The organism is Shewanella jiangmenensis, assembly GCF_018596335.1.
In the GTDB taxonomy this organism is placed as follows: Bacteria; Pseudomonadota; Gammaproteobacteria; order Enterobacterales; family Shewanellaceae; genus Shewanella; species Shewanella jiangmenensis.
On record NZ_JAHEPS010000002.1, the window covers coordinates 165,147 to 185,107 of the forward strand.

Here is a 19,961-nt window from a genome sequence, read left to right on the forward strand (position 1 = left end):
CGGACAGAGACTTACAGTTGGCAGTTGGTCAGCCCCACCTGAGCATCGTTCGCTTAATAGATGGCGGTGCTGCGCACTGCTTAAAAACGTAAGTCTTTTAACGTCGGGCACTAGTGTGTGTCTTGTCAGTCGGGGAGATAAGTGTTTAGGATGTCCTTTATCTCCCTAAATGAATACGTGAAAACAATTCAGGGGCCTCCTCATATGAAAAAAGGCCCTGATACAGAAAAAGAAAATAGGCATGGAGATAAAACTGGTCAAGCGAGAGTTAAGGTCAGAAATGCTGACGGTACCGTAAAGGATATGACTGAACGCAGGGTTAAAGAAGACGAACATACAGTGTATAAATAACCAGGAGATAAACAACCTAAAATTCAAGATAAGCCTCAAGGTAATGAAAGGGATAAACGCGATCCTACACCCGAAGAAAAAGAAATTATTAAGGACTTTGAAAAGAGGGGAAATTGATGAAAATTAATGAATTATTTTTTGAAGGTGATGAGGTATTTATGTATGTTAATCATACTTTTGATGCAAATGACTTGGATGATTATATGCGCGGATTTCACAACATATCGATATCTATGAGAGATGAAACTTTAAACGGTCAAGAAGTAGTAAAGGTTAACTTTGGTGATCTCGTAGATGCTAATAAATTGAGGTTGGCATTAGATGAATACTTTAGTAGCTTAAAAAACAAGAAAATAGCGGGGACAGGCAAATAGACTGGATCTTAAGCATTGAGATGATGAAGTATTCCATCCAAGATGTTGTCTTTATTGGACTTTGGCTGCGGGCTTCGTCGACACGTTTGGGCAATGAAATTTATTGCTCAAGCCAAATCCGCCCGCAATTGGATCTTGGATTGGGTTGCCAACGATTTCATTATTAACGAAAAAGATAGGACAGGCATAACACTTTTAAAGCATGTATTTGATTCAAAAAGGCTGCAGTCGGCATTCCTGTAGCTAGCACATTTTCATTCAAATCCGTTTTTTCCTCGGTGTCCAAACGTTGCAAGCTGAAAATTAAATGTGTTTCCAGTGTCCTGAGGGAAGTTAGTATCTTGCTTTTATGTCTAACAAATGTTTAGCATGTCCTTGAACGGTTTTTGGGCTGCGTATGGTGCCGGTTTTAGTTTAGGCTTTGCAGCAGGTGAAGAATTTATAAAAGAGCAAGAGAAGAGTTAGACGATGCAGAATAAAAGAAAAATTTTCTCTGTAGTTGGAAGTAGTCCAGTAAAAACGGCTATAAAAAAAGCAATAGTCCTTGCAGTTTTAATGGTTATTACATTTATTGGTTCATACATTTTCTTTAAGCTTGCAATATATTTTGAGTTGGACTTTGATACGCCGGTTAGAGAAATTAATGGATTTTCTTGGATGTTTTTTATAGGGCTGCAGATATTTATGTTAATCCCTTTTCTATATTATTTAGGGTTTATTTTTCTGCGTTACATATTTGATAAGTTTGATTTGTAATTAGTCTTTTTAAAAAACAAAGGACACCTCAATCGGTATCCTTTTTAAAGATGTAGGGGTATTTTGACGCACAGCTGAACGCAGGGTGTCTTTAGCTCTCGGATAGCTATCCGGTCATCGCCCAACCACCTGTTTATCGCCCGCCCCCCGCTTATAGCCAGGGCTACAGCATGTTGCCAGCGCCACTGCATATCCCCAGCGTTATCGGCTGGTTTGACTGACAGTGGCTGACGCTGCTGCAGTGGCGTTACTTGGCATTGTTGCCTGCAGATGCTCTGCCACCTGGCCCACTGGCGCCAGCCAGTAGCCGTTGGCGGGGTCTTGCAGGTATTGGATGAGCTGCTCCAGCGCAGTCGTGCGGGTGGTGAAGGTGCCTTCGCTGCCGATGTCGTGACCGGCCAGGATCAGCCACTTGTTGGTTTCCCGCTGCGCTTCCAGCATGGCTTTTATCTCGGTAAAGCTTTTGTTGTCGATAGGCAGGGTGCGCAGCTGGGCAAAGTCGGTGTAACCCGGCAGGTTGGCGGTTTCATCATTCCAGGTGCGGCCGGTGCTGAAACGCTCGGCAATCAGCGGCACATAGCTTTTGACCTCTTTTCCACGGCCAACAAAGGTTTGGCCGCAGGGGTAGGCGAAGTGTTTGGGGGTGATGCCAAATTCCTGTTTGAAAAACGTCTGGGATTCATCCAGATCCTTGGCGATAAAGGCGAGGTCTGCTTGCTCAAGCCCGGCATCATGTTCCCTGAGCCATTGAAAATTGCCGGTGCAGAGGTGGCTTAGGGTGTGGTTGCCAATCTCATGGCCGTTTTTCAGCGCTTCGCGCCACTGGGGCAGCCGCTCTTTGGCAAATACCGGCAACAGATAAAAGGTGGCCTTGACCTGATAGCGGGAGAGTAGCGCCAGCCCCACATCTGCCTGGCTGACCCTGGCATCATCAAAGCTTAACGACACTGCGTTGCGGGCTTGATTTGGGTAGATAGATTGAGGCGCCGCTTGGCCCTGAGCTGATGTTTCGGCTGCGTTTGCGGGTATGCTCGCGGGTATGGATATCGCAAGCACCAGCGCTGCGGCGGCTGTTTTCACAGACCCAGTGCAAGTTTTAGTGAGTGATTGGGCGCGCCAGTAGCGTGTGGGGAAGCGTAAGTTCATCTGATGTCCGTTTGAATTTTAATCATTTTCCATAATTTGCGACTATTACAGTTTAAGGATGTGATTGCAAACCGGCGCGGATTTACAGCGGCTGCGCATCGGTAATGGAGGGGGCAGTTTTGCCTGCGGCTTTTTGCCGCGCTTTTGTGTTAGGTCAGGTCGCTCGCGATGTAAACGCGCTACAATGGCGGCCTTATTCTGGCCATTCTTTTCTGCCCCATGCCTCAGAGTTTTTCCCATTCGCCGCTCGCGGCCAATCAGCTTATTACCCTGCGGGCGCTGGGGTTGCTGCTGCAGTTACTGCTCAGCGTCTTTGGCGCCGATGCCTTCGGATTGTCACTCACCACCGAGCCGCTGCAGTACGTGTTTGCCATCGAGCTTGCGTATCTTGGCGTTACCCTGTGGCTCAGGCACGGCATAGTGCGCCACAGCGGCGGGCTTTTTATCAGCCTGCTTATCGATACCTTGCTGTGGATCTCCTGGCTGTATTTCAGCGGCGGCGCCACCAACGCCTTTATCTCGCTGCTGCTGTTGCCGATTGCCATTGCTGCCGTCACCTTGCCTTCCTGGGCACCCTGGACCATGGCGGCGCTGACCACGGCCGCTTACAGCCTGATGCTGTTTGCCGCGCCGGACAGCAGCGACATGGCGGGCAGCATGCACAGCACCCATGCCCACATGGGACATGAGATGGCCGATACCGGCGGCATGAACTCACACTTTATTGGCATGTGGCTTAACTTTGTGTTGAGCGCCCTGGTGCTGACCACCAGTGTGGCGCTGATTTCACGGCGCCTGCGGGCAGCCGATGCCAGGCTTGCAGCGCTTCGGGAATCTCAGCTTCGCCAGGAGCAGCTGCTGGCACTGGGCACAGCGTCGGCGCAGATGAGTCATCAGCTGGCGACACCGCTTGCCACCTTGCGGCTATTGATTGATGAGGCCATGGAGGAGGCTGCTGCTGACGTTAGGAATGGCGCTGGGAATGGCGCGGCAGCAGGCGCGGCGGAGCTGCCTGCCGAGATGGATCTCGCGCTCAGGCGCTGTGAGTCCACCTTAAGCGAGCTTCGCGCCGCCACCGAGGCTATTCGCGAGCGGCATCAGGCGGTGGTGTCGGTAGAGGCGCTCTGTACCAGCCTGGCAGACAGGGTGCTGCTGCTGATGCCCGATGTCAGCATAGAGATTGAGCTCGATAAAACTGTGCAGCCCCGGCGGCTTTGCAGCGACATGAGCCTGCTGCCTTCGTTGCTGGCACTGGTGGACAACGGCGCCCGCGCCTCCCGCCAGCAAACCGGAGAGGCGAGGGTGTGGCTGTCGGCGACCGCCGTGGACAACAATCGCTTGCGCCTGACCATTCGCGATGAGGGCAAGGGCATTGATGCGGCGCAGCTGCAAGCGCTGGGTGCACGGCCAGTGGCGAGCGAGCAGGGGCTTGGCATGGCGCTGATGCTGACCCACGCAAGCCTCGAGCGCCTCGGCGGCGAGCTTGTGCTTTCAAATATTGCACCTGTTGCATCAGGCGATATTTCTTCCAGGGGCACCGCAACGGGTGCAGCCAGCGGCTGTATCGCCAGCGTGTATCTGCCGCTGCTCTGTGCCGAGGAGGCCGGGTTATGAGCCAGAGCACTCAATCTTTCCAACTCACGCAATCCACATCGAAATCCACACTGAAGTCTCCACACAGACTCATGGTGGTGGAGGATGACCTCGCCTATGGTGCGGCCCTGTGCAGGCGCTTAAGTCGCCACGGTTTTGAGTGCTGCCACGTGAGTGAACCCACAGAGGCGCTTTTGTGTGCCCGCAGCTGGCAGCCAAGCCATGTGCTATTGGATATGAAGCTTGAACAGTCCAGCGGCCTTAAGCTGATAACGCCGCTTCGGGCCAGTTTGCCCGCGGCCAATATAGTGCTGCTGACCGGCTTTGCCAGTATCGCCACTGCGGTGGAGGCGGTAAAACTTGGCGCCGACAACTACCTTGCCAAGCCGGTGGACAGCCAGACCTTACTCGCCACCCTGTTGCCCGAGGCGAAACGCCGCGGCGGAGCAGAAGAGGAAAATTCGCCGTTAGCCCAGCATGAACAAACAGCGGACGTGGATGAGAGCCTCGATGCGCCCATGAGTCCAAGGCGGCTTGAGTGGGAACATATTCAGCAGGTGCTCGCCGCCAACGAGGGCAATGTGTCGGCCACGGCGCGCCAGCTCGGTATGCACAGGCGTACCCTGCAGCGCAAATTGGCCAAAAAACCCTGACGCCTGGTCACTACCGTTAAATCTTGGATAAAAAAATCCCCCGCAGCGGCGGGGGTTGGTTCAAGCGAGTGGAAGTCTTTTCAGAGTGGCAGTCTTTGCAGCGGTGCAGTCATTTAAGCGTTGCAGTCGTGCATTTGCCATTCTGATGTGAACCCAATGCCAGGCGGCGCTTTGCCGCCGGGCGCTTAGAAGATCTGATGCTTAGAAGCTCTAATGCTTAGAAGCGCAAGCGCTTATGCGTGTCCGGACGCGACATTTAAATCCGCTGTTAAAAACGATAATCCGCCATCACCCAGGCATTCAAACCGGGTTGGGGCATACGCTCGCCCATGGCGATATCGCCACCTGCCACCCTGTTGTAACCGGCAAGGTGGTCGGCATATTCAATATCAAACAGGTTGTCGACCCCGGCCTTGATGGCGAAGGCGCCTGACTCCCAGCCAGCGGCCACATCCACAGTGGCATAACCGCTGGAACGCAGCTCCTGCTGCACCTCTGACACCTTGTCCTGTGCGGCAACCGCGCGGCCCTGCAATCTGGCAAACCAGTCGCCACGGCGATACTCAAGTCCCATGGCGATTGAAGGTGGCGCAATGCGATACAGGTCGTCTTTCATATCGCGGCGCTCGCCACGCACGTAAAGGGCGTTTACATCGAGGCTCAGCACCTCGGTGAGTTGCCAGTCGGCGGTCACGTCCATGCCGTACAGCAGGGCGTTGGTGTTGCTGAATACCAGGGTATTGGCATCACCGGCGGCGATAATGGCGGCATCATCGGTCGGCAGGCCCTGAATGTAGTTATCGATGCGATTGATAAACAGCCTCGGACTTAAACTCAGGTTGTGCTCAATCAGTTCCAGCCCCAGTTCCAGCTGCCAGGCGGTTTCCAGTTCCAAATCCATATCGCCCACATAGGTGCGGCCATCGGCAAGGCCGCCGGTGGACTGCATCGGCACCCACAAATAGCGCTGCTGATAACTGGCGCTGGCCTGCTTGTGCGCCAGGCCAACAATCAGACTCAGTTCGTCATTGATGGGTTTGCGGCCATTGGCAACCAAGTCAAACCCCGTGTCGCTTTGGCTGCGATCGGCGCTGTTGTAACGGCGCATCAACTCGGCAATGGCGGGCTTCATGGCGGCCATGGAGTGGCTCACTTCATCGGCATCGAAACGGTAGTGTTTGACCCGGGCGCCCAACTGCCATTGCCAGTCGGCGAGCATGAGTTGCCGCTCGGCAAACAGGCTGTAGCTGGCATCCTCAACTCCGGCAAAATTGTCTACCCGGAACATGGGCTTGCCGGGCTCGGTGATCACAGAGTCGTGGGTCGCCTGGCTGAAGTCGGCACCAAACAGCCAATCCCCGCTGCCAAGGGTCAACTTGCCCTGCCAGCTCTGGGCATCGGCGCTGTTGTAGCGCGGCGCCATCGAGAGCATTTTCATCCGCAGGCTGTAGTTATCCATGCCGTGGCGGGCATCGTTATAGCCAAGTTCCCAGTCAAGCTGCCAGTCGGCGGCAAGCATGGAGCGGCCTTCGAGCTTGAATCTGTCGGTGCGGATATAGTCGATGTCCATCGGCAGTGCCGGGGTGGCGGAGTTGAGCGTTTCCAGATGCGACACGCCAAGGCCGATAAAGCTGTCGCCAAGGTAGTAGCGGTACTTGGCGCCGGCCAGGGTTTTATCGTAGACGCCGGGCAGGATCTCCCGGCCCGCGCCGGTTTCGGGGGCATCTTTGCCCTGCAGGGTTTCGCCGTACAGCAGCAGCGCATGATTGTCGCCACCAAGGTTGGTTTTGGCGCCGAGGCGATATTGCTCGCCGTTTGCCTGATACTGGCCCGAGATACGGCCCGAAACTTCGCCTGCCATTGCCTGGCTTTCACTGGTGCGTACGCTGCCGCCCAGGGTGTCTGTGCCCCGGTTTACAGGGGCGATGCCGCGGTCGACTTCAAGACTTTGGGTAAGGATGCCGCCCGCGTAAGACAGCGGCGTGTCCATGGCGTTGGGGCCCGCTCCTGCCGGAGTTTGGCCATCAATGGATACATGCACCCGGTCGCCGTACAGGCCGCGGTACTGGGCAATGCCTGTCAGGGGGCCGTTGCGGTTGATATCAGCGCCGGGCAGGCTTCGCAGCACTTCGCTGATGTCGGCGTGGGGGGCACTGTGGCTGCTGGCCTGCACCACCGAGGTTTCACGCACTGAGCGCACTTCAATCACTTCGTCCATGGTTTGATTGGCGCTGGCGGCAGAGGAGGTCAGCAGTGCAGGAAACAGCGCCAGCGGTGAGACAAAAGGCATAAGGGCCAGGAAAACAGGAGAGAGTTTGGCTTGCATCTTCTTGTTGTGTATTGGAAAAGATGGCCTATTTTTGTGAACCCGGCATGGATGCACAAACCCAAAGCGGCAAACTGCGACACTGTGTCGCACCCCTGCGTAAACCACAGCCCCTGAACTCTTGTATCTGATACCTTGCCAGCCCCGGCACCGGCACTTACGGGCTTTTGGGTGATATTGAGCACAATTGCTGAACTACTACCAAAGATATATGGCATGGCGTCTTGAAAGCTGGGCTTGTCCTCCAATACTTAATGTGTGCCTAATAGGCTGAGCAACAGCGACATTTTGGAGAAACTATGTGGTTTTGGCAGCGACTGAAACAGGACAACGCGGCGCTTAAGCAGCAATTGGCTGAGGCAAATGAGCAGCATGCACAGGACATTGCCGTGCTTAAGCAACAGCTGGCCGAACAAAAAGCCGGTGCAGAGGCCTGCGTGCAGCAGCTCGACAGTTTTGCACAGGTGATGACCTGTCAGAATCAGGGCGGCGAGATGCTCCATGCGGTGCGTGACGCCATGGCCGCCAACGCCGAAGAGATGCTCAGGGAGAAAGACGCGCTGGTGGAAGTGGATGCGCTCTTTACCCAAACCCGTCAGGCGGTGGAAAGCTTGGGCGCCCGGGCTGAGGCCATTAACGAGGAGGCCGGGCGCAGCCGCGCCGCGGTCGAGCAGCTCGACAGCACCACCTCGGCCATCAGCCAGTTTGTGTCGGCCATTCAGGCCATTTCAGAGCAAACCAACCTGCTGGCGCTTAACGCCGCCATTGAAGCCGCCCGCGCCGGTGAGGCTGGGCGCGGTTTTGCCGTGGTGGCGGATGAAGTGCGTCAGCTTGCCAGCAAGGCCCACACAGCCAGCAACCAAATTGAGATGCTGGTGAGGCAAATCGTGGCCCAGGCCGGTGATATCAAGGGCATTATCGACGCCAACCAAAGCAGTGCCGTGGATGTGGCTACCTCTTCCGGTCAGATCTCGTCGGTGGTGAGCAATGTTCTGAGTAAGAGCCAGCAGATGCAGCAGGTGATTGAGCATGGCGCGCTGACGGCCTTCCTCAACACCACCAAACTTGACCATGCGGTGTGGAAATCGGGCGTGTATCGGATGCTGGAGCAACCCGGCACCATTCAGAGCGTGACCGACCATACCCAGTGCAGGCTGGGTAAGTGGTACAGCCAGGGGCAGGGCGCTGAGCTCTATTCTGGCTACAGCGGCTATCGTGAACTGGATGCGCCGCATCGCAAGGTACATGAACAAGGACAAGCAGCGCTCAATGCCTGCAAGAAGGGCGATCTGAATGCCATGGCGCGGTATTTGGACGAAATGGAGAGTGCCAGCATGCAGGTAGTGCATTGCCTCGACCGCCTGATGAGCCAGCGCCGCTAACCGAGTTTCGTAAACCTTGAGGAAAGGGCGGGTTCGCCCGCGCCTTTCCGCTGGCTTCTCTGGTTTCAGTTTCCTCGGTTTCAGTTTTCCCGGCTTAAGCTTCCCTGGCTTCAGCTTTCGCGCTCAGCTCTTTCTTCAGTGTGCATCTCTTTTCGGTTCGCTTCCGTTTTCCGCCAGTGCGGCCTTGGCCTTTGATGAATGATGGCCTGTATTCAACAGGGGCAATCAAGGAGCCAAAGATGAACTTTTTCGACTTATCTGCAGCCAGGCAGCCATTGCTGCTCGGTAATGTGTGGGATGCGGCCAGCGCGCAACTGGCCCAGAAGCTGGGTTATCGCGCCATTGGCACCTCCAGTGCGGCGATGGCAGCAAGCCTTGGCTATGAGGACGGTGAAGGGATGAGTTTTGATGAACTGCTGTTTTTGGTCAAAAGGATCCGTGCCAGTAGCAGCTTGCCACTGACGGTGGACATCGAAGCGGGTTATGGCAACAGTCCGGCAGAGATTGCAAATAACATTGTGCAGTTGCTGGAGCTTGGTGTCAGTGGCATCAATATCGAAGACAGCCGGGTGATGGCTGGGGAGCGGCAACTGCTGAGCGCGGCGCAGTTTGCCGCCGGGCTGAGTGCGCTGTGTACTGCCCTTGGTGACCATAGAAAATCGCTGTTTATCAATGTGCGCACCGACACTTATCTGCTGCAGTGCAAGGATGCCAAAACCGACACTCTGAGCCGGGCGGCGCTGTATCAATCGGCCGGAGCGGATGGTCTGTTCGTGCCTTGCCTGACCGAGCCTGCGGATATTTCGGCAATAGTGGCCGGAACTGTGCTGCCGCTGAATCTGATGTGTATGCCGGAACTGCCGGATTTTGCCCGGCTGGCGCAGCTTGGGGTTAAGCGTATCAGCATGGGTAATGCGGCCTATCAATACCAGCAGCAGACCCTCGGCGATGTACTGGCTGGAGTAAAGGCGCAGGACTCGTTCGCTGCCTTGTACAGCCGCCCTGGTTAGGTGCTAACGTGCTTTGCCTGGCGCTAATATTGAACGCTTTTGATTGAGAGCAGATCTTCTGTGCCGCCAGCCTTAAGGTATTGATACTAAGTTAATTTGCTTTCCAGCACTCAATGGGTGAGCGGTAGCGCATCACGGCTCATCGCTGCCAAGTTCACCCTCCCAATAATCCACCGCATCCTTTTTGCGGCTCATGTGGCGCAGGGTGCGCGCGCCCTGTGGGCCTGTCATGGCGAGAATTTTGTTGGAATCCGGGTATTCACACACATCCACCTCATCCAGAGTCGACAGGCACAGGTACCTAAGGTCAGTATCGCCGGTGTTGATAAGCTGGTGGGCGACCTCGGGGCCGCCGGGCGGGCAGGCGATGATGTCCATCGGCTTGACCGGATAGCTTTCGCTGCCAAATCGTAAGCTGCCGGTACCGTCCAGAATAAGAAACATCTCTTCATTGACCCTGTGGCTGTGAAACGGGCAGACCCGTTTGCCGGGCGGCACTATCGAAACGCTGTAGCCGAGGCGTTTCGCGCCTACCTGGCTGCTGACGGCAAAGCTGGTTTCGCCGTATTGACCAAGCTCACTGCGCTCGCCAAGCTCTGGCTGGCGGCAAAGTTCATTGAGGTTGATAAGGGGTTTCATCGGCGCTCCTTTACAGGTGGAAGAGCAAGTATTGTTACACGGCGGATAAATTTGGCAATTGGCAGATCAAAGGCTGAAACTTGCAGCGATCTTATAGTTTACAATTCATAAAACAATATTTAACACGTTGATTATATTGCACAAATACTGTTTTGCGCTCTTGTTTTTCTGAACGGGAACTGCTGTAATTTGCACCGCCCAACCGGGCCTAGCGTTAAACCCCACAGGTGTATCATGCAAAAGCATAGCCAGCAAAAAGCCCGTCAACATTCAGCCAAACCCGCTCCGGCCGGTGCCGCCAAAGTGACAGGTTTTATGCTCCTGCTCTCCCTGTTCAACTCCAGAGGTTGACGGGACGCGCTGCCAGCCTTGACTGAGGCTGGCAGTGACCCACCCTTGATTTATCCAGCTTAATGCCATTTCGTAAGCCTGTCTCTTAAGCCTGTCTCTTACGCCTATCTCTTGAGCTTATCTATTAAGCTTGGATTTCCGCCGATAGCAGCCGCCTTGGCTGACTTGCTCAGCGCCTGCTGCAGTCAACCTGACGCCGTTTTCTGATGCTGGTTTTGATGTTGACAACTGACGAAAAGACCAATTAAAGGCTGCGGGCGCTCTGATATTGCCGTATGCCCCGTTCGAGCAGCAGTCCAAGGGCCAATCCGGCGGCCATATTCACGAGCAGTGCGCAGAGGGCGGTGGCGACAATCACAAATAAACAATAGGGCTTACCGTCTATCAGGCGGCGAGACCAGGCGAGCTGGCCGCCGGCGAAAGTCAGCATGGCACCAAGGAGTGGCAGCGGCAGCAACAGCAGCACATCACCCAGTCCATATTGCCAGCCGAGGGCCAGAATCAAACAGGCGGCGCCGAATATGGCTGTGGCAAGCCCGGTGCGGGCACCGAAGCTGTACTGGGCCGCAAGCCCGCCTGCGCCGTGGCACATGGCAATGCTGCCAAGGGGCGCGAGCAGCAAATTGGCAAGGCCGGAGCTGATGCCAAAATGCGCGGGGCTTAAACGGGCTTTATCGTCGGGGAATTTTTCACAGGCCATGGCCGAGGTGGCTATTACGGCGTTGGTGAGGGTCAGCGCCAGCTGCGGCAGTGCCAGCGACAGGGCGGCAAATTGCCAGTCGGCGGCGCTTGGCATGGTCATCTGCCATGGTTCACGGGGCAGGCTGACGGGGGCTGCATCCAAGCACTGCCAGAGAACGCCGCCTGCAATAATCATCACCATGGCCACGCTGGCTTTATTGCCCCGGCAAAACAGCAACAGCGCCAGCGCAATGATGGCGATAACCCAGGCCTGACTCATTTGCGAAAGCCCCATGTGCATCAGTTGCAGGCCGATGGCGAGCTGCAACCCCACGCTCACGGCCTGCGACAGCTGCCGTGCCAGCGCGGTAATGGCGCCGCTGAGGGCAAGAACCAGCAACATGATGCCCATCAGCATGGCGCCGGCTTCCATCACCGCCGGGGAAAGCCCAAGGCCTATGGTCATGGCGGCGATGATTTTCATCGGCTGAATGGGCACGGGGCGGCGGTAATAGGCGGCGCTTGCCAGGGCAAACAGGCCAAAGCCCAGCAGGATCCGCTCGGCGGAAAAGCCATTCAGGGCAAAAAGCCCAAGCACCAGTGGCAGAAAGGTGCCAAGGTCGGCAAAGGCGCCGGAAATATCGCCAAGCCTGCGGCTGGCCGGGGTGGGCATTGGGGTTGCCTGGTGATGGAAAGATGACTTTGCAGAGCAAGTAAGGTGCCACATTTTGCCCTTGATGACGGCCTGAAACTCCACGATTACCCCAAGGACTGACAAACAGGCGGGACATTTTATCCCGCCGCCTTTATGTGGCAGTCATTTTTGCCCGCTGCGCTGTGACCTATGGGCGAAATTCAAGCGCTCAGATTGTGCAAGCTCGCGCACTGGCAGATAATCCTCACACTGTGAGATCAGACAGCTACGGAATTGCAATGGATTGGAAACGCGCTGTTTTATTGTTTTTTGTGATGTTTACCCTGGGCACACTGCTGACCCGAGGTCTGGATTATTACTTCGCCAAGCAGGCCATCGCCCGGGATGCGGCGCTGCTCGACAGTAAATTCAGGCTCTATTTTGCCGAGTCGGAGCGGCTGATGAACAGCCTGCCCGAGTGGGACTTAACCGCGCCCTGCGATGCCACCCGGCAAAAGCAACTGCGCCAAACTGTGTTCGATGCGTCCTTTTTGCGCTGGATCGGGGTGTACAAGGACGGCGTATTCCTGTGCCAGAACGGCGCAATCGACAGGGATGTGCTCAGTTACCGCCAGCACCGCGTCAGCAGGGATTACAGCCTGGCGATTGCCGAGCTCAAGCGCGGCGGCGATACCGGCTACGAGATTGGACTGGTGCGTCACATGAATGGCTACCAGTATGTGGCCAGTTTTACTCCCTTGTATCCAAACCACTTTATTCCGCTCAGCTGCGAAAACTGCCTCGCATACCGGATCGAATTTGAATCGGAGCCGCTGCTGGATTTCGGCTTTAAGGCCTTTAAAGGCGATGCAGTGGTGCGCCACAAAGAGCATAAGAATACGCCTTACTACAAAGCCTCGTTCGAATTGTCGGGCAATAAAGACTTTCTTGAGCAGTATTATCAGCTTGGCACTTTGATAGGCCTTTTGGTCGGACTGGGTTTCGGTACGCTGGCGGTGTTTGGTTACTGGGCCTGGCACAAGACCCGTAATTCCCTTGAGTATCAAATCCGGCAAGCGCTGAAAAGCGGCGAGTTTGTGCCTTATTATCAGCCGATTGTCGACAGCGAAACCGGCACCTTAGTGGGCGCCGAGGTATTGATGCGCTGGCTACGAAACGATGGCACCTTGGTGCCGCCGAACCATTTCATCCCCTTTGCCGAGGCGTCGGGGCTGGTGCTGCCCATGACGCGGGTGATGCTCGACAAAGTGGTGGCCGATATCGCAGCGCTCGGCAGCGGCAAGCCGCCGCTGTTTTTCAGTGTGAACATAGTGCCGGCGCACCTCTATGATGACTCATTGCTGGCCGATCTTGAGGCGATTATCGCCTCCGGCAAGCTCGGCGCGCACAGGTTATCGCTTGAGATCACCGAGCGGTTGCCGCTCACCGACATAGATACTGCTCAATCTGTGCTTGAGCGTATTTACGGCCTTGGGGTCGACCTTAAACTGGACGATGCAGGCACTGGCTACGGCTGCTTTACCTATGTGCAAAACCTCGGGGTGAGCACCCTTAAAATCGACAAGATGTTTATCGATACCATAGGTCAGGAGCACAATTTCAACGGCAAGACCCTGGATGCGATTATCTCATTCGCCAAAGAATCTGAGCTCAAGATGATTGCCGAAGGGGTAGAGAATGAAGCGCAGCTTGCGTATCTGCGCTCGCAGGGCGTGAGCTTAATTCAGGGATATGTGTATTCCAAGCCTTTGGATGCAAAAACCTTTTTTAACTGGAAGTGTTAACAGAAGTTAAAAGGACCGGCAGCCTGAAACGCTTTGGCTGCCGGCTCAGGCGGGAGCGAGTGCCTGGAGTATGCTGGAAATATCAAGTCGTGGAGTCCAGCGTGGAAGGCCAAAATTGAGCCGTCCGCGCTGGTGGAGATGCCCGCCGTGCGGGCGATGATAGTGTGTTGGTATCCTTCTGGTATCAATTGCCTGAGTTGTGTCTTGGGCCTTGCTTGTTTTTCATCGGGTCGCCGTCATAGCCCAGTGCCTTCCAGTCGAGTCGGTCACCGCCGTTGTGGCAGGCATTACACTTGAGCGCTTCTTCCTTTGGCGACACCATGTGGTTGATACGCCACCACATTTCAGTTGGCGCAAAGCCATATTCACCACTGTAGGCTATGCCCTTGGCCTTGAGCGTGGGGTTGGCTTCCATGCCGAGTTTTGCCGCCTTGTCCCAATCAAAATCAGACCAGTAGCCACCTTTGCCGTAGGTTTTGGCGGTGACAAGAATATTGTGTTTCTTGTCATAGATTTGCTTACCCGTGTGCACCTTGAATGGATAAATTTTAGCGCTGGCGTCCTGAATATCGCCCAGAGGGTAAGAGAGGCGGGTCACTTCATCGGCCTTGATGGGGTCTCCCGCCATGTAGGCACCAGCCTTGCCGTTGTACCAGGCATAGGATGGCTTAACCATCTTGCCCCAGGTAAAGCTGCCTTTCTTCTTCTGGAAGGTTTTGCGGCCAAACTCGTCCAGGGTTTCCTCCCTGTCCTGACCCGCGGTGGACCAGTCCCAGCTCATCTTGGTCGCTTCGTTACGGGCGAAGAAGGGGATGTGGCAGGTTTGGCAGGCCACAGTGGCGGTGTGCTCATTGATTTTGCCGTTTTTGTGCGGCGCGCCATCGTGGCAGTTTTCACAGCCAATGTGGTCGATGCCGCCGGGTGACACGCCCATGGCGTTGCCGCTTATGGCATGGGACTCGGTTTGGTGGCATGCCTGACACTGGAAGTCGTTGCCGTCTGAGTCCATGTGCACATCGGTGGTCTTGTCCGGGTAGGCCATGGAAGAGTCCAGATCGCCATGCTTCACCGCATCACCGCCACCACCGTAAAAGTGGCAGCTGCCGCAGTTGTCGCGCACCGGCTTGCCAACGTTTTTGGCCACCTTTTCCAAATCCACCTTGGCCAGTGGCTCGCCTGCGCCAGCCGGGTCCTTAATATAGGTGCCGGTGGTGTCGTGGCACACCAGACAGTCCACCTTGGTGGCATCGGCGAAATCAAAGTTGCTGTCTTTCCAGCCGTATCCCGCGTGGCAACTGGTGCAGCGGGGCTCGTTACCGGCAATCGAAGTACAGAAGTTATTGATGGCATTCTTTTTACCCCGCTCCACGGTGCGGCCGGGCAGCTCCTGGGTCAGGCTCCAGCTCCAGTGGGAGGTTTTCATAAAGTCGTGGGCTTCATCTTCGTGGCACGCCAGACACTGCTGGGTGACTTCTGTGCCCGAGGCGAAGGGGCCTTCGATGGCCTCTTTATGGGGATTGTCGGCCGCTGCCATGCCACTGCCCAGCAGCATCAGGCCAGACAGAGGGGCGAGGGCCCATTGGGCGAAAACAGTTCTCATGGTCAAACTCCTGCCCCGGCAGTGCCGGGGCCTGATGAGGTTAGAACTTCACTGTGAGTGAGGCGTTGACATCCATGGCGGTATCCACCACCGGCAGCAGTGAATAGGCACTGCCCGCCAGCACCTCATCCACCTTCACCGGGGCGCCCACTGGGGTACCCGAGCCTGTGTACTCGTAGTCGTAGTAAAGGCCTGCGAGCTTGATAAACATCCGTGGGTTCACGTCGAACAGGTAGTAGGCCTCAACCACATGGCCGCGGGTCGCCAGCTTGCTGCCGATGGGGTCGTCCTGGGCCTGTGTGAAGGGGCTCCAGTATTCGGAGCCGTAGTTATACTCGAGGCCAAACTTGCCAAATGGGGCGGCCATCTGCATGCCGATATAAACGCCGTAGCCGTCGTGGGCGGCATCGCTCTCGGCGGCCATGGGCACCATCAGCAGCTCGCTGCCGTCGGCGCTGAGCTTGCCGGTAAAGGTGGCGTCGGTGAGCAGACCGCCAAACATGCCTGCGTTGCCGTTGGACTCGGCGCGGGTCCAGCCAAGGGAGGCAAAGGCTTTAAAATCTTCATCGGATTCATACACGTAACCGAGACCACCCAGGTACATGTCGCCAATTACGCCGCTGGGTTGTACCCGGGTGACGAAGTTGAAACTGTCGAACTTTTGCATGTCCTGATACATGGTGGGGGCGAAAATGGCCGCCAGTTCATTGGGGAAGGCCAAGGTGCCCTTAAAGCCATCGTTGATGTCCTTGGCGCCAAACAGGGTCAGCTGCACAAAGTGATTGCCGTCGTTGATTACATCGATATTGAAACCGCCGAGGTGAGTGTCTTCCGTGACCAGATTGCCAAACAGCTCGCCATTACCCCACTGGGATTCAAAGCCCTGGCCGTAGCAGAAGCGGGCTACCTGACCCTCTATGCCGGTGATTTCACCCAGGTTATAACCCAGGGTGGCGCCATCGAAATTAAAGTGCACCAGATGGCCCGATGGGGTGCCGCCGCGCTGCTCGTTTTCGCGGATATGGGACGGCGGGCCATAGGTGGAAGGGCGGCGGCCGATAGACAGATAGAACTCGCTGCCACCGATGTTTTTCCAGTCGAAATAGGCCCGCTCTACCCGCAGCCAGTCGCCGCTGGTGTTACCTGAGTTGGTGCCATCCATGGAGAAAGAACGCCAGGAATCAAACACCTGCACCCCAGTGGAGTCGCCCCAGTTTTTGTACATCGACAGCCGACCGGCAAAGTTGACGTTGTCCCATACGTTGGCCTTGATATCGAGCCGCAGCCGGGTGGTGTAAAAGAGGTCGTTGTCGATATCGTAGGTGTTTTTGCTGCCAAGGGCCCACGGCATAACGCCTGAGAGTTGCCCACCCATAAAGGCGGCGGCCATGTCGGGGTTGGCGGCCATCATCTTGCCCAGAGGGGAGGTCGGATCCATGGGATCGCCATATTCACCGGCCATGGCACGGCGACCGAAGTCGTCGAAATTCATCTTGATGCCGGGGTTCCAGGTCACGTCCCGGTAGTGCAGTGAGTGCACTCTGGTACGGAAATCGCCGCTGAAACTGATACGGTCCAATGCCGTGTGGCGCTCGGCTTTGTTTACCCGGCTGTCGAGGTCTGCCAGCTCTTCGGACAGCTCATCGATTTTTTGTTGCAGCCGTTCAATGTTGGCCTGGTCCTTGGCTGCTGTGGCGTCAGCCGCCAACGCCTGAGAGGTAAACAGCAGGGGAGTGAATCCCAGTGCACTTGCCACTGCCAGAGAGATAAGGGTACGCATACTCACACTCCTGACCGGTTGTTCCGGTCGAATTTGGGTTGTACGAGGCCCTGGGGTATCCCCATCTGTCCCGCAACCCGGGAATATTTTGCTGGTGTCTGCCCGTTAAGGTCGGGCTAGGCTTAGCCGCCTGGACTGATGCCGCTTAGCCGCAGGTTTGTGGCTGGTCGGAATCGGCCGCGTGGTCATAGAGAAACTGCTGAATATCTTTGAGTTCCTGTTCAGACAGCTTTTGGAACACCTCGGGTTTGGCCTTGTGCAGATCCTTTTCAAAGAATCTGTCCCACTGGGCCATGGTCTTGGTCATGGGGGTGAGTTCACCGGCGGCATCGCCCTTGCTGTGGCAGGTTTTGCATTCTTTTTTGTAAAGGTGTTTGCCTTTCTTGGGGTTGCCGCCATCGGCTGCCAGGGCGCTGCTGCCGAGGATCAGGCCAAGGAGCAGTCCAAGGCTAATTGAGTAGGTGGTTTTCATCATCATCTTCCTTTCGCGGGTTGGCTGGTTTTCTTCCCTGAGCGGGGAGCCTGGCTCCCTCGTTTTCCTGTTGCCTAAAATTTAACAAAGGTCGCGATAAGGAAATTTGAACTGGATCAGATCTATGAATTTTATCTAATTGATAAAAATTTCATTGAAAAAAATCTAATGAATGGTGTGTAAGTGCAAGAAAAGTAGTGATTTCTTATGTGGTATTTTGCCAAGCTTTTGCTGGAAACAATGGTTAAAGGTGTGTGATCGCTGTGACATTTTTGAACATCATCCTCCCCTTAACTACCTCTTTAGGGGAGGGCGTTAGTCAAATAAACGCGGATCAGGGCTGCTGACGGGTGGCTGCCAGCACAATTTCGCGGATACAAACTGACTGCGGCTGATTCATGGCGAACAAGGCTGCGTCGGCCACGGTTTGGGCCGCAAGCACGCCGCCCATGTGGGTTTTCCACTCCTCATAGCCTGCCTTGATGTTCTCATCGCTGGTGTGGCTTAACAGCTCAGTTTCCACCGCGCCGGGGGCTATGGTGATAAGGCGTACGTCATCCATGGCCACTTCTTCGCGGATGTTTTCGGTCAGGGCATGCACCGCAAACTTGGTACCGCAGTAGGCGGCGTGGTTAGGGAAGGTTTTGCGACCGGCGATGGAGCTGATGTTGATGATGGTGCCGGTTTTGCGGCGCTTCATCTCTGGCAGCACCGCATGGATGCCGTTGAGCACGCCCATCACGTTGATGTCCAGCATACGTTGCCACTCGCTTGGGTCCTGGCGATGCACTTCGCCAAGCAGCATGACCCCGGCATTGTTGATAAAGCAGCCCACAGCGCCAAACTCGGCTTCGGCATCCTTAACTGCGGCCTTGATGGCGTCTATGTCAGTAACATCAACGGCTTTGCACAGGGTGTTTGGCAGTTCCAGTGCCTGCATGGGCTCGAGGCGACGGGCCAGCAACAGCAGCGGAAAACCGGCCGCCGAAAAGGTGCGGGCGAGGGCGGCACCAATGCCTGAAGAGGCGCCGGTGATCACTGTCAGTGGTTTGGTCTGTGAGGTAGAATTAGTCATTGTTTTATCCTATTGATACATGCTTTAGTCTGGGTTTCAGGCCAGTATATTGGTTGGTTGACAGTATATTTAGCCTGCAAAAGGCTGAAAAATACTTATTTTGGTTGGATATAATAGGTGTGAGCTATGGATAAAAAGATGGTTAACAGATTGGGTAACGGATGATTGAACTCAGATTGCTGCGATTTTTTATCGCCATCTTCGAAGAGAAGAACATTACCGCCGCCGCAGAGCGCTGCCATGTGAGTCAGCCGAGTCTGTCGGCGGGGCTTAAGCAGCTGGAAGAAAGCCTGGATGGACCGCTGTTTGTGCGCAGTAAAAAAGGGGTGGAGCCGCTTGAGAGCGCTCACTACCTGTATCCGCTGGCGCTTAGGTTGGTGGAAGAAGCCAAATCCCTGCCGGCGCTGTTTAAAGCCAAGGCCAGCCGCCGCAAACTGAAAATTGCGTTGATGCCGGACCTTGGTCGCGGCCCGCTGGGGCAGTTTCTTGGCAAGCTGCATCAGCACATTGACCGGCTGGATCTGGAGCTGGTGGATTACCACAGCAGCGCCGATTGTCGCCTGACCTTGGATGCGCTGCGCCACGAAGATGAGATTTTTGTGCCGCTGTGGGACGAGGACTATGTGCTCTGCGCCCCCAAAGATCATCCGTTGGTGCTGGCCGCCAACGTGAGCGGCGCCGCCACGCCGGAGATGCTGAGTGGTTATGATTTTATCGAATGCCCGCCCTGCGAGGCCCATCAGCAGACCCTCGGCCTGCTTGCCTGCAACGGCATGAGTCTGAATCTGGTGGCCAGAGCCGAAACCAAGTCACAGGTGCTGGCGCTGGTGGTGGCAGGCCTTGGGGTGAGCTTTTTGCCCGATGGTCTGATAGCCGATGCGCCAAGCCTGGCGACTGTGCCCTTTAAGGGGCCGAGAATGCAGCGGCGCATCGGCCTTTGCTATCCGGCACACCAGAGCATCAGCCCTGTGCTGGCCGATTTGCTCAACCTCTTCGGTCAAGACTGAGCCAAGTCCGGCCTTTTCTGCTTCACCCGTTCCTTTCTCCGTGCAGGCCGCACATTTTAGTGTTGCCTGCATCACAAACCCCTTCGCTATGTGGATTTCCACAATATCCCGCGGCTTCGAGCTGTGGCCTGGTTTGTCGATAATCTTTGCCGATAACTCGTGCCGCAACAGGGGTATCGCAACAGCGGGTCCTTTTTTTTATCCCTTTTTGCGGCGCCGTAAATTGGCTGGGCTACGCTTTAACTTAGGGCTGGTGTCAGTGTCTCGCGGCACTGAACTCTGTTTGGGCAAGCGTTCATTTTGGGAAAGAGTGCTGCCAGAGCAGT

General features: G+C 55.6%; 17 protein-coding genes. 9 read left to right on the forward strand and 8 right to left on the reverse strand.

Going from position 1 to position 19,961, the window contains the following annotated elements:
• The first annotated feature begins 150 nt into the window (after positions 1–150).
• From KJI95_RS06250 to KJI95_RS06260, 3 genes are all read left to right on the forward strand, one after another.
• Positions 151–351: a hypothetical protein gene (locus KJI95_RS06250; protein ID WP_214506330.1), complete on the forward strand. Its 201-nt coding sequence runs from the start codon at positions 151–153 to the stop codon at positions 349–351.
• A gap of 116 nt (positions 352–467) precedes the next feature.
• A complete protein-coding gene (locus KJI95_RS06255; RefSeq protein WP_214506331.1) occupies positions 468–725 on the forward strand; it encodes a hypothetical protein in 258 nt (85 codons plus the stop codon).
• A 468-nt stretch (positions 726–1,193) separates the two neighbouring features.
• Positions 1,194–1,481, forward strand: a complete 288-nt coding sequence (locus KJI95_RS06260) for a hypothetical protein (RefSeq protein ID WP_214506332.1) — start codon at positions 1,194–1,196, stop codon at positions 1,479–1,481.
• Between the two features lie 201 nt (positions 1,482–1,682).
• Here the strand turns inward: KJI95_RS06260 and KJI95_RS06265 are convergent, their stop codons facing one another.
• Positions 1,683–2,429 carry a polysaccharide deacetylase family protein gene (locus KJI95_RS06265; RefSeq protein ID WP_349356711.1) on the reverse strand — a complete coding sequence of 249 codons (747 nt, stop codon included), beginning with the start codon at positions 2,427–2,429 and terminating at the stop codon, positions 1,683–1,685.
• A 417-nt stretch (positions 2,430–2,846) separates the two neighbouring features.
• Here KJI95_RS06265 and KJI95_RS06270 point away from each other — a divergent pair, with 417 nt between their 5' ends.
• Together KJI95_RS06270 and KJI95_RS06275 are read left to right on the forward strand one after the other, a co-directional pair.
• Positions 2,847–4,241 (forward strand): sensor histidine kinase, encoded by a 1,395-nt coding sequence (locus tag KJI95_RS06270; RefSeq protein ID WP_214506334.1) that lies wholly within the window; start codon positions 2,847–2,849, stop codon positions 4,239–4,241.
• Between the two features lie 71 nt (positions 4,242–4,312).
• Positions 4,313–4,873 (forward strand): response regulator transcription factor, encoded by a 561-nt coding sequence (locus KJI95_RS06275; protein WP_250885711.1) that lies wholly within the window; start codon positions 4,313–4,315, stop codon positions 4,871–4,873.
• 268 nt (positions 4,874–5,141) lie between these two features.
• On the opposite strand, the gene KJI95_RS06280 is transcribed toward KJI95_RS06275, so the two are convergent.
• Complete coding sequence (locus KJI95_RS06280) at positions 5,142–7,163, reverse strand: TonB-dependent receptor plug domain-containing protein (protein WP_214506336.1); 2,022 nt, start codon at positions 7,161–7,163, stop codon at positions 5,142–5,144.
• A 335-nt stretch (positions 7,164–7,498) separates the two neighbouring features.
• Here KJI95_RS06280 and KJI95_RS06285 point away from each other — a divergent pair, with 335 nt between their 5' ends.
• Positions 7,499–8,581, forward strand: coding sequence for a methyl-accepting chemotaxis protein (locus KJI95_RS06285; RefSeq protein WP_214506337.1), 1,083 nt, complete (start codon positions 7,499–7,501; stop codon positions 8,579–8,581).
• 239 nt (positions 8,582–8,820) lie between these two features.
• A complete protein-coding gene (locus KJI95_RS06290; RefSeq protein WP_214506338.1) occupies positions 8,821–9,591 on the forward strand; it encodes an isocitrate lyase/PEP mutase family protein in 771 nt (256 codons plus the stop codon).
• 132 nt (positions 9,592–9,723) lie between these two features.
• Here KJI95_RS06290 and KJI95_RS06295 read toward each other — a convergent pair whose 3' ends face one another.
• Entirely contained in the window at positions 9,724–10,230 is a 507-nt protein-coding gene (locus KJI95_RS06295) for a cupin domain-containing protein (protein ID WP_214506339.1), read from the reverse strand.
• Positions 10,231–10,825: 595 nt separating this feature from the next.
• Positions 10,826–11,935 (reverse strand): putative sulfate/molybdate transporter, encoded by a 1,110-nt coding sequence (locus KJI95_RS06300; protein ID WP_214506340.1) that lies wholly within the window; start codon positions 11,933–11,935, stop codon positions 10,826–10,828.
• Positions 11,936–12,195: 260 nt separating this feature from the next.
• Here KJI95_RS06300 and KJI95_RS06305 point away from each other — a divergent pair, with 260 nt between their 5' ends.
• Complete coding sequence (locus KJI95_RS06305; RefSeq protein ID WP_214506341.1) at positions 12,196–13,701, forward strand: EAL domain-containing protein; 1,506 nt, start codon at positions 12,196–12,198, stop codon at positions 13,699–13,701.
• Between the two features lie 184 nt (positions 13,702–13,885).
• Here the strand turns inward: KJI95_RS06305 and KJI95_RS06310 are convergent, their stop codons facing one another.
• From KJI95_RS06310 to KJI95_RS06325, 4 genes are all read right to left on the reverse strand, one after another.
• Complete coding sequence (locus KJI95_RS06310) at positions 13,886–15,253, reverse strand: tetrathionate reductase family octaheme c-type cytochrome (RefSeq protein ID WP_214506805.1); 1,368 nt, start codon at positions 15,251–15,253, stop codon at positions 13,886–13,888.
• An 88-nt stretch (positions 15,254–15,341) separates the two neighbouring features.
• Positions 15,342–17,081 (reverse strand): DUF3373 domain-containing protein, encoded by a 1,740-nt coding sequence (locus tag KJI95_RS06315; RefSeq protein WP_214506342.1) that lies wholly within the window; start codon positions 17,079–17,081, stop codon positions 15,342–15,344.
• Positions 17,082–17,226: 145 nt separating this feature from the next.
• Entirely contained in the window at positions 17,227–17,556 is a 330-nt protein-coding gene (locus KJI95_RS06320; RefSeq protein ID WP_214506343.1) for a c-type cytochrome, read from the reverse strand.
• A 331-nt stretch (positions 17,557–17,887) separates the two neighbouring features.
• Positions 17,888–18,628 carry an SDR family oxidoreductase gene (locus KJI95_RS06325; RefSeq protein WP_214506344.1) on the reverse strand — a complete coding sequence of 247 codons (741 nt, stop codon included), beginning with the start codon at positions 18,626–18,628 and terminating at the stop codon, positions 17,888–17,890.
• Positions 18,629–18,789: 161 nt separating this feature from the next.
• Here KJI95_RS06325 and KJI95_RS06330 point away from each other — a divergent pair, with 161 nt between their 5' ends.
• Complete coding sequence (locus tag KJI95_RS06330) at positions 18,790–19,635, forward strand: LysR family transcriptional regulator (RefSeq protein WP_214506345.1); 846 nt, start codon at positions 18,790–18,792, stop codon at positions 19,633–19,635.
• Positions 19,636–19,961 lie beyond the last annotated feature (326 nt).

Bases quoted from the DNA above. Each gene is read 5' to 3' on its own strand.
- KJI95_RS06250 (WP_214506330.1), top strand. From the start codon at position 151: ATGTCCTTTATCTCCCTAAATGAATACGTGAAAACAATTCAGGGGCCT.
- KJI95_RS06255 (WP_214506331.1), top strand. From the start codon at position 468: ATGAAAATTAATGAATTATTTTTTGAAGGTGATGAGGTATTTATGTAT.
- KJI95_RS06260 (WP_214506332.1), top strand. From the start codon at position 1,194: ATGCAGAATAAAAGAAAAATTTTCTCTGTAGTTGGAAGTAGTCCAGTA.
- KJI95_RS06270 (WP_214506334.1), top strand. From the start codon at position 2,847: ATGCCTCAGAGTTTTTCCCATTCGCCGCTCGCGGCCAATCAGCTTATT.
- KJI95_RS06275 (WP_250885711.1), top strand. From the start codon at position 4,313: ATGGTGGTGGAGGATGACCTCGCCTATGGTGCGGCCCTGTGCAGGCGC.
- KJI95_RS06280 (WP_214506336.1), bottom strand. From the start codon at position 7,163: ATGCCTTTTGTCTCACCGCTGGCGCTGTTTCCTGCACTGCTGACCTCC.
- KJI95_RS06285 (WP_214506337.1), top strand. From the start codon at position 7,499: ATGTGGTTTTGGCAGCGACTGAAACAGGACAACGCGGCGCTTAAGCAG.
- KJI95_RS06290 (WP_214506338.1), top strand. From the start codon at position 8,821: ATGAACTTTTTCGACTTATCTGCAGCCAGGCAGCCATTGCTGCTCGGT.
- KJI95_RS06295 (WP_214506339.1), bottom strand. From the start codon at position 10,230: ATGAAACCCCTTATCAACCTCAATGAACTTTGCCGCCAGCCAGAGCTT.
- KJI95_RS06300 (WP_214506340.1), bottom strand. From the start codon at position 11,935: ATGCCCACCCCGGCCAGCCGCAGGCTTGGCGATATTTCCGGCGCCTTT.
- KJI95_RS06305 (WP_214506341.1), top strand. From the start codon at position 12,196: ATGGATTGGAAACGCGCTGTTTTATTGTTTTTTGTGATGTTTACCCTG.
- KJI95_RS06310 (WP_214506805.1), bottom strand. From the start codon at position 15,253: ATGCTGCTGGGCAGTGGCATGGCAGCGGCCGACAATCCCCATAAAGAG.
- KJI95_RS06315 (WP_214506342.1), bottom strand. From the start codon at position 17,081: ATGCGTACCCTTATCTCTCTGGCAGTGGCAAGTGCACTGGGATTCACT.
- KJI95_RS06320 (WP_214506343.1), bottom strand. From the start codon at position 17,556: ATGATGAAAACCACCTACTCAATTAGCCTTGGACTGCTCCTTGGCCTG.
- KJI95_RS06325 (WP_214506344.1), bottom strand. From the start codon at position 18,628: ATGACTAATTCTACCTCACAGACCAAACCACTGACAGTGATCACCGGC.
- KJI95_RS06330 (WP_214506345.1), top strand. From the start codon at position 18,790: ATGATTGAACTCAGATTGCTGCGATTTTTTATCGCCATCTTCGAAGAG.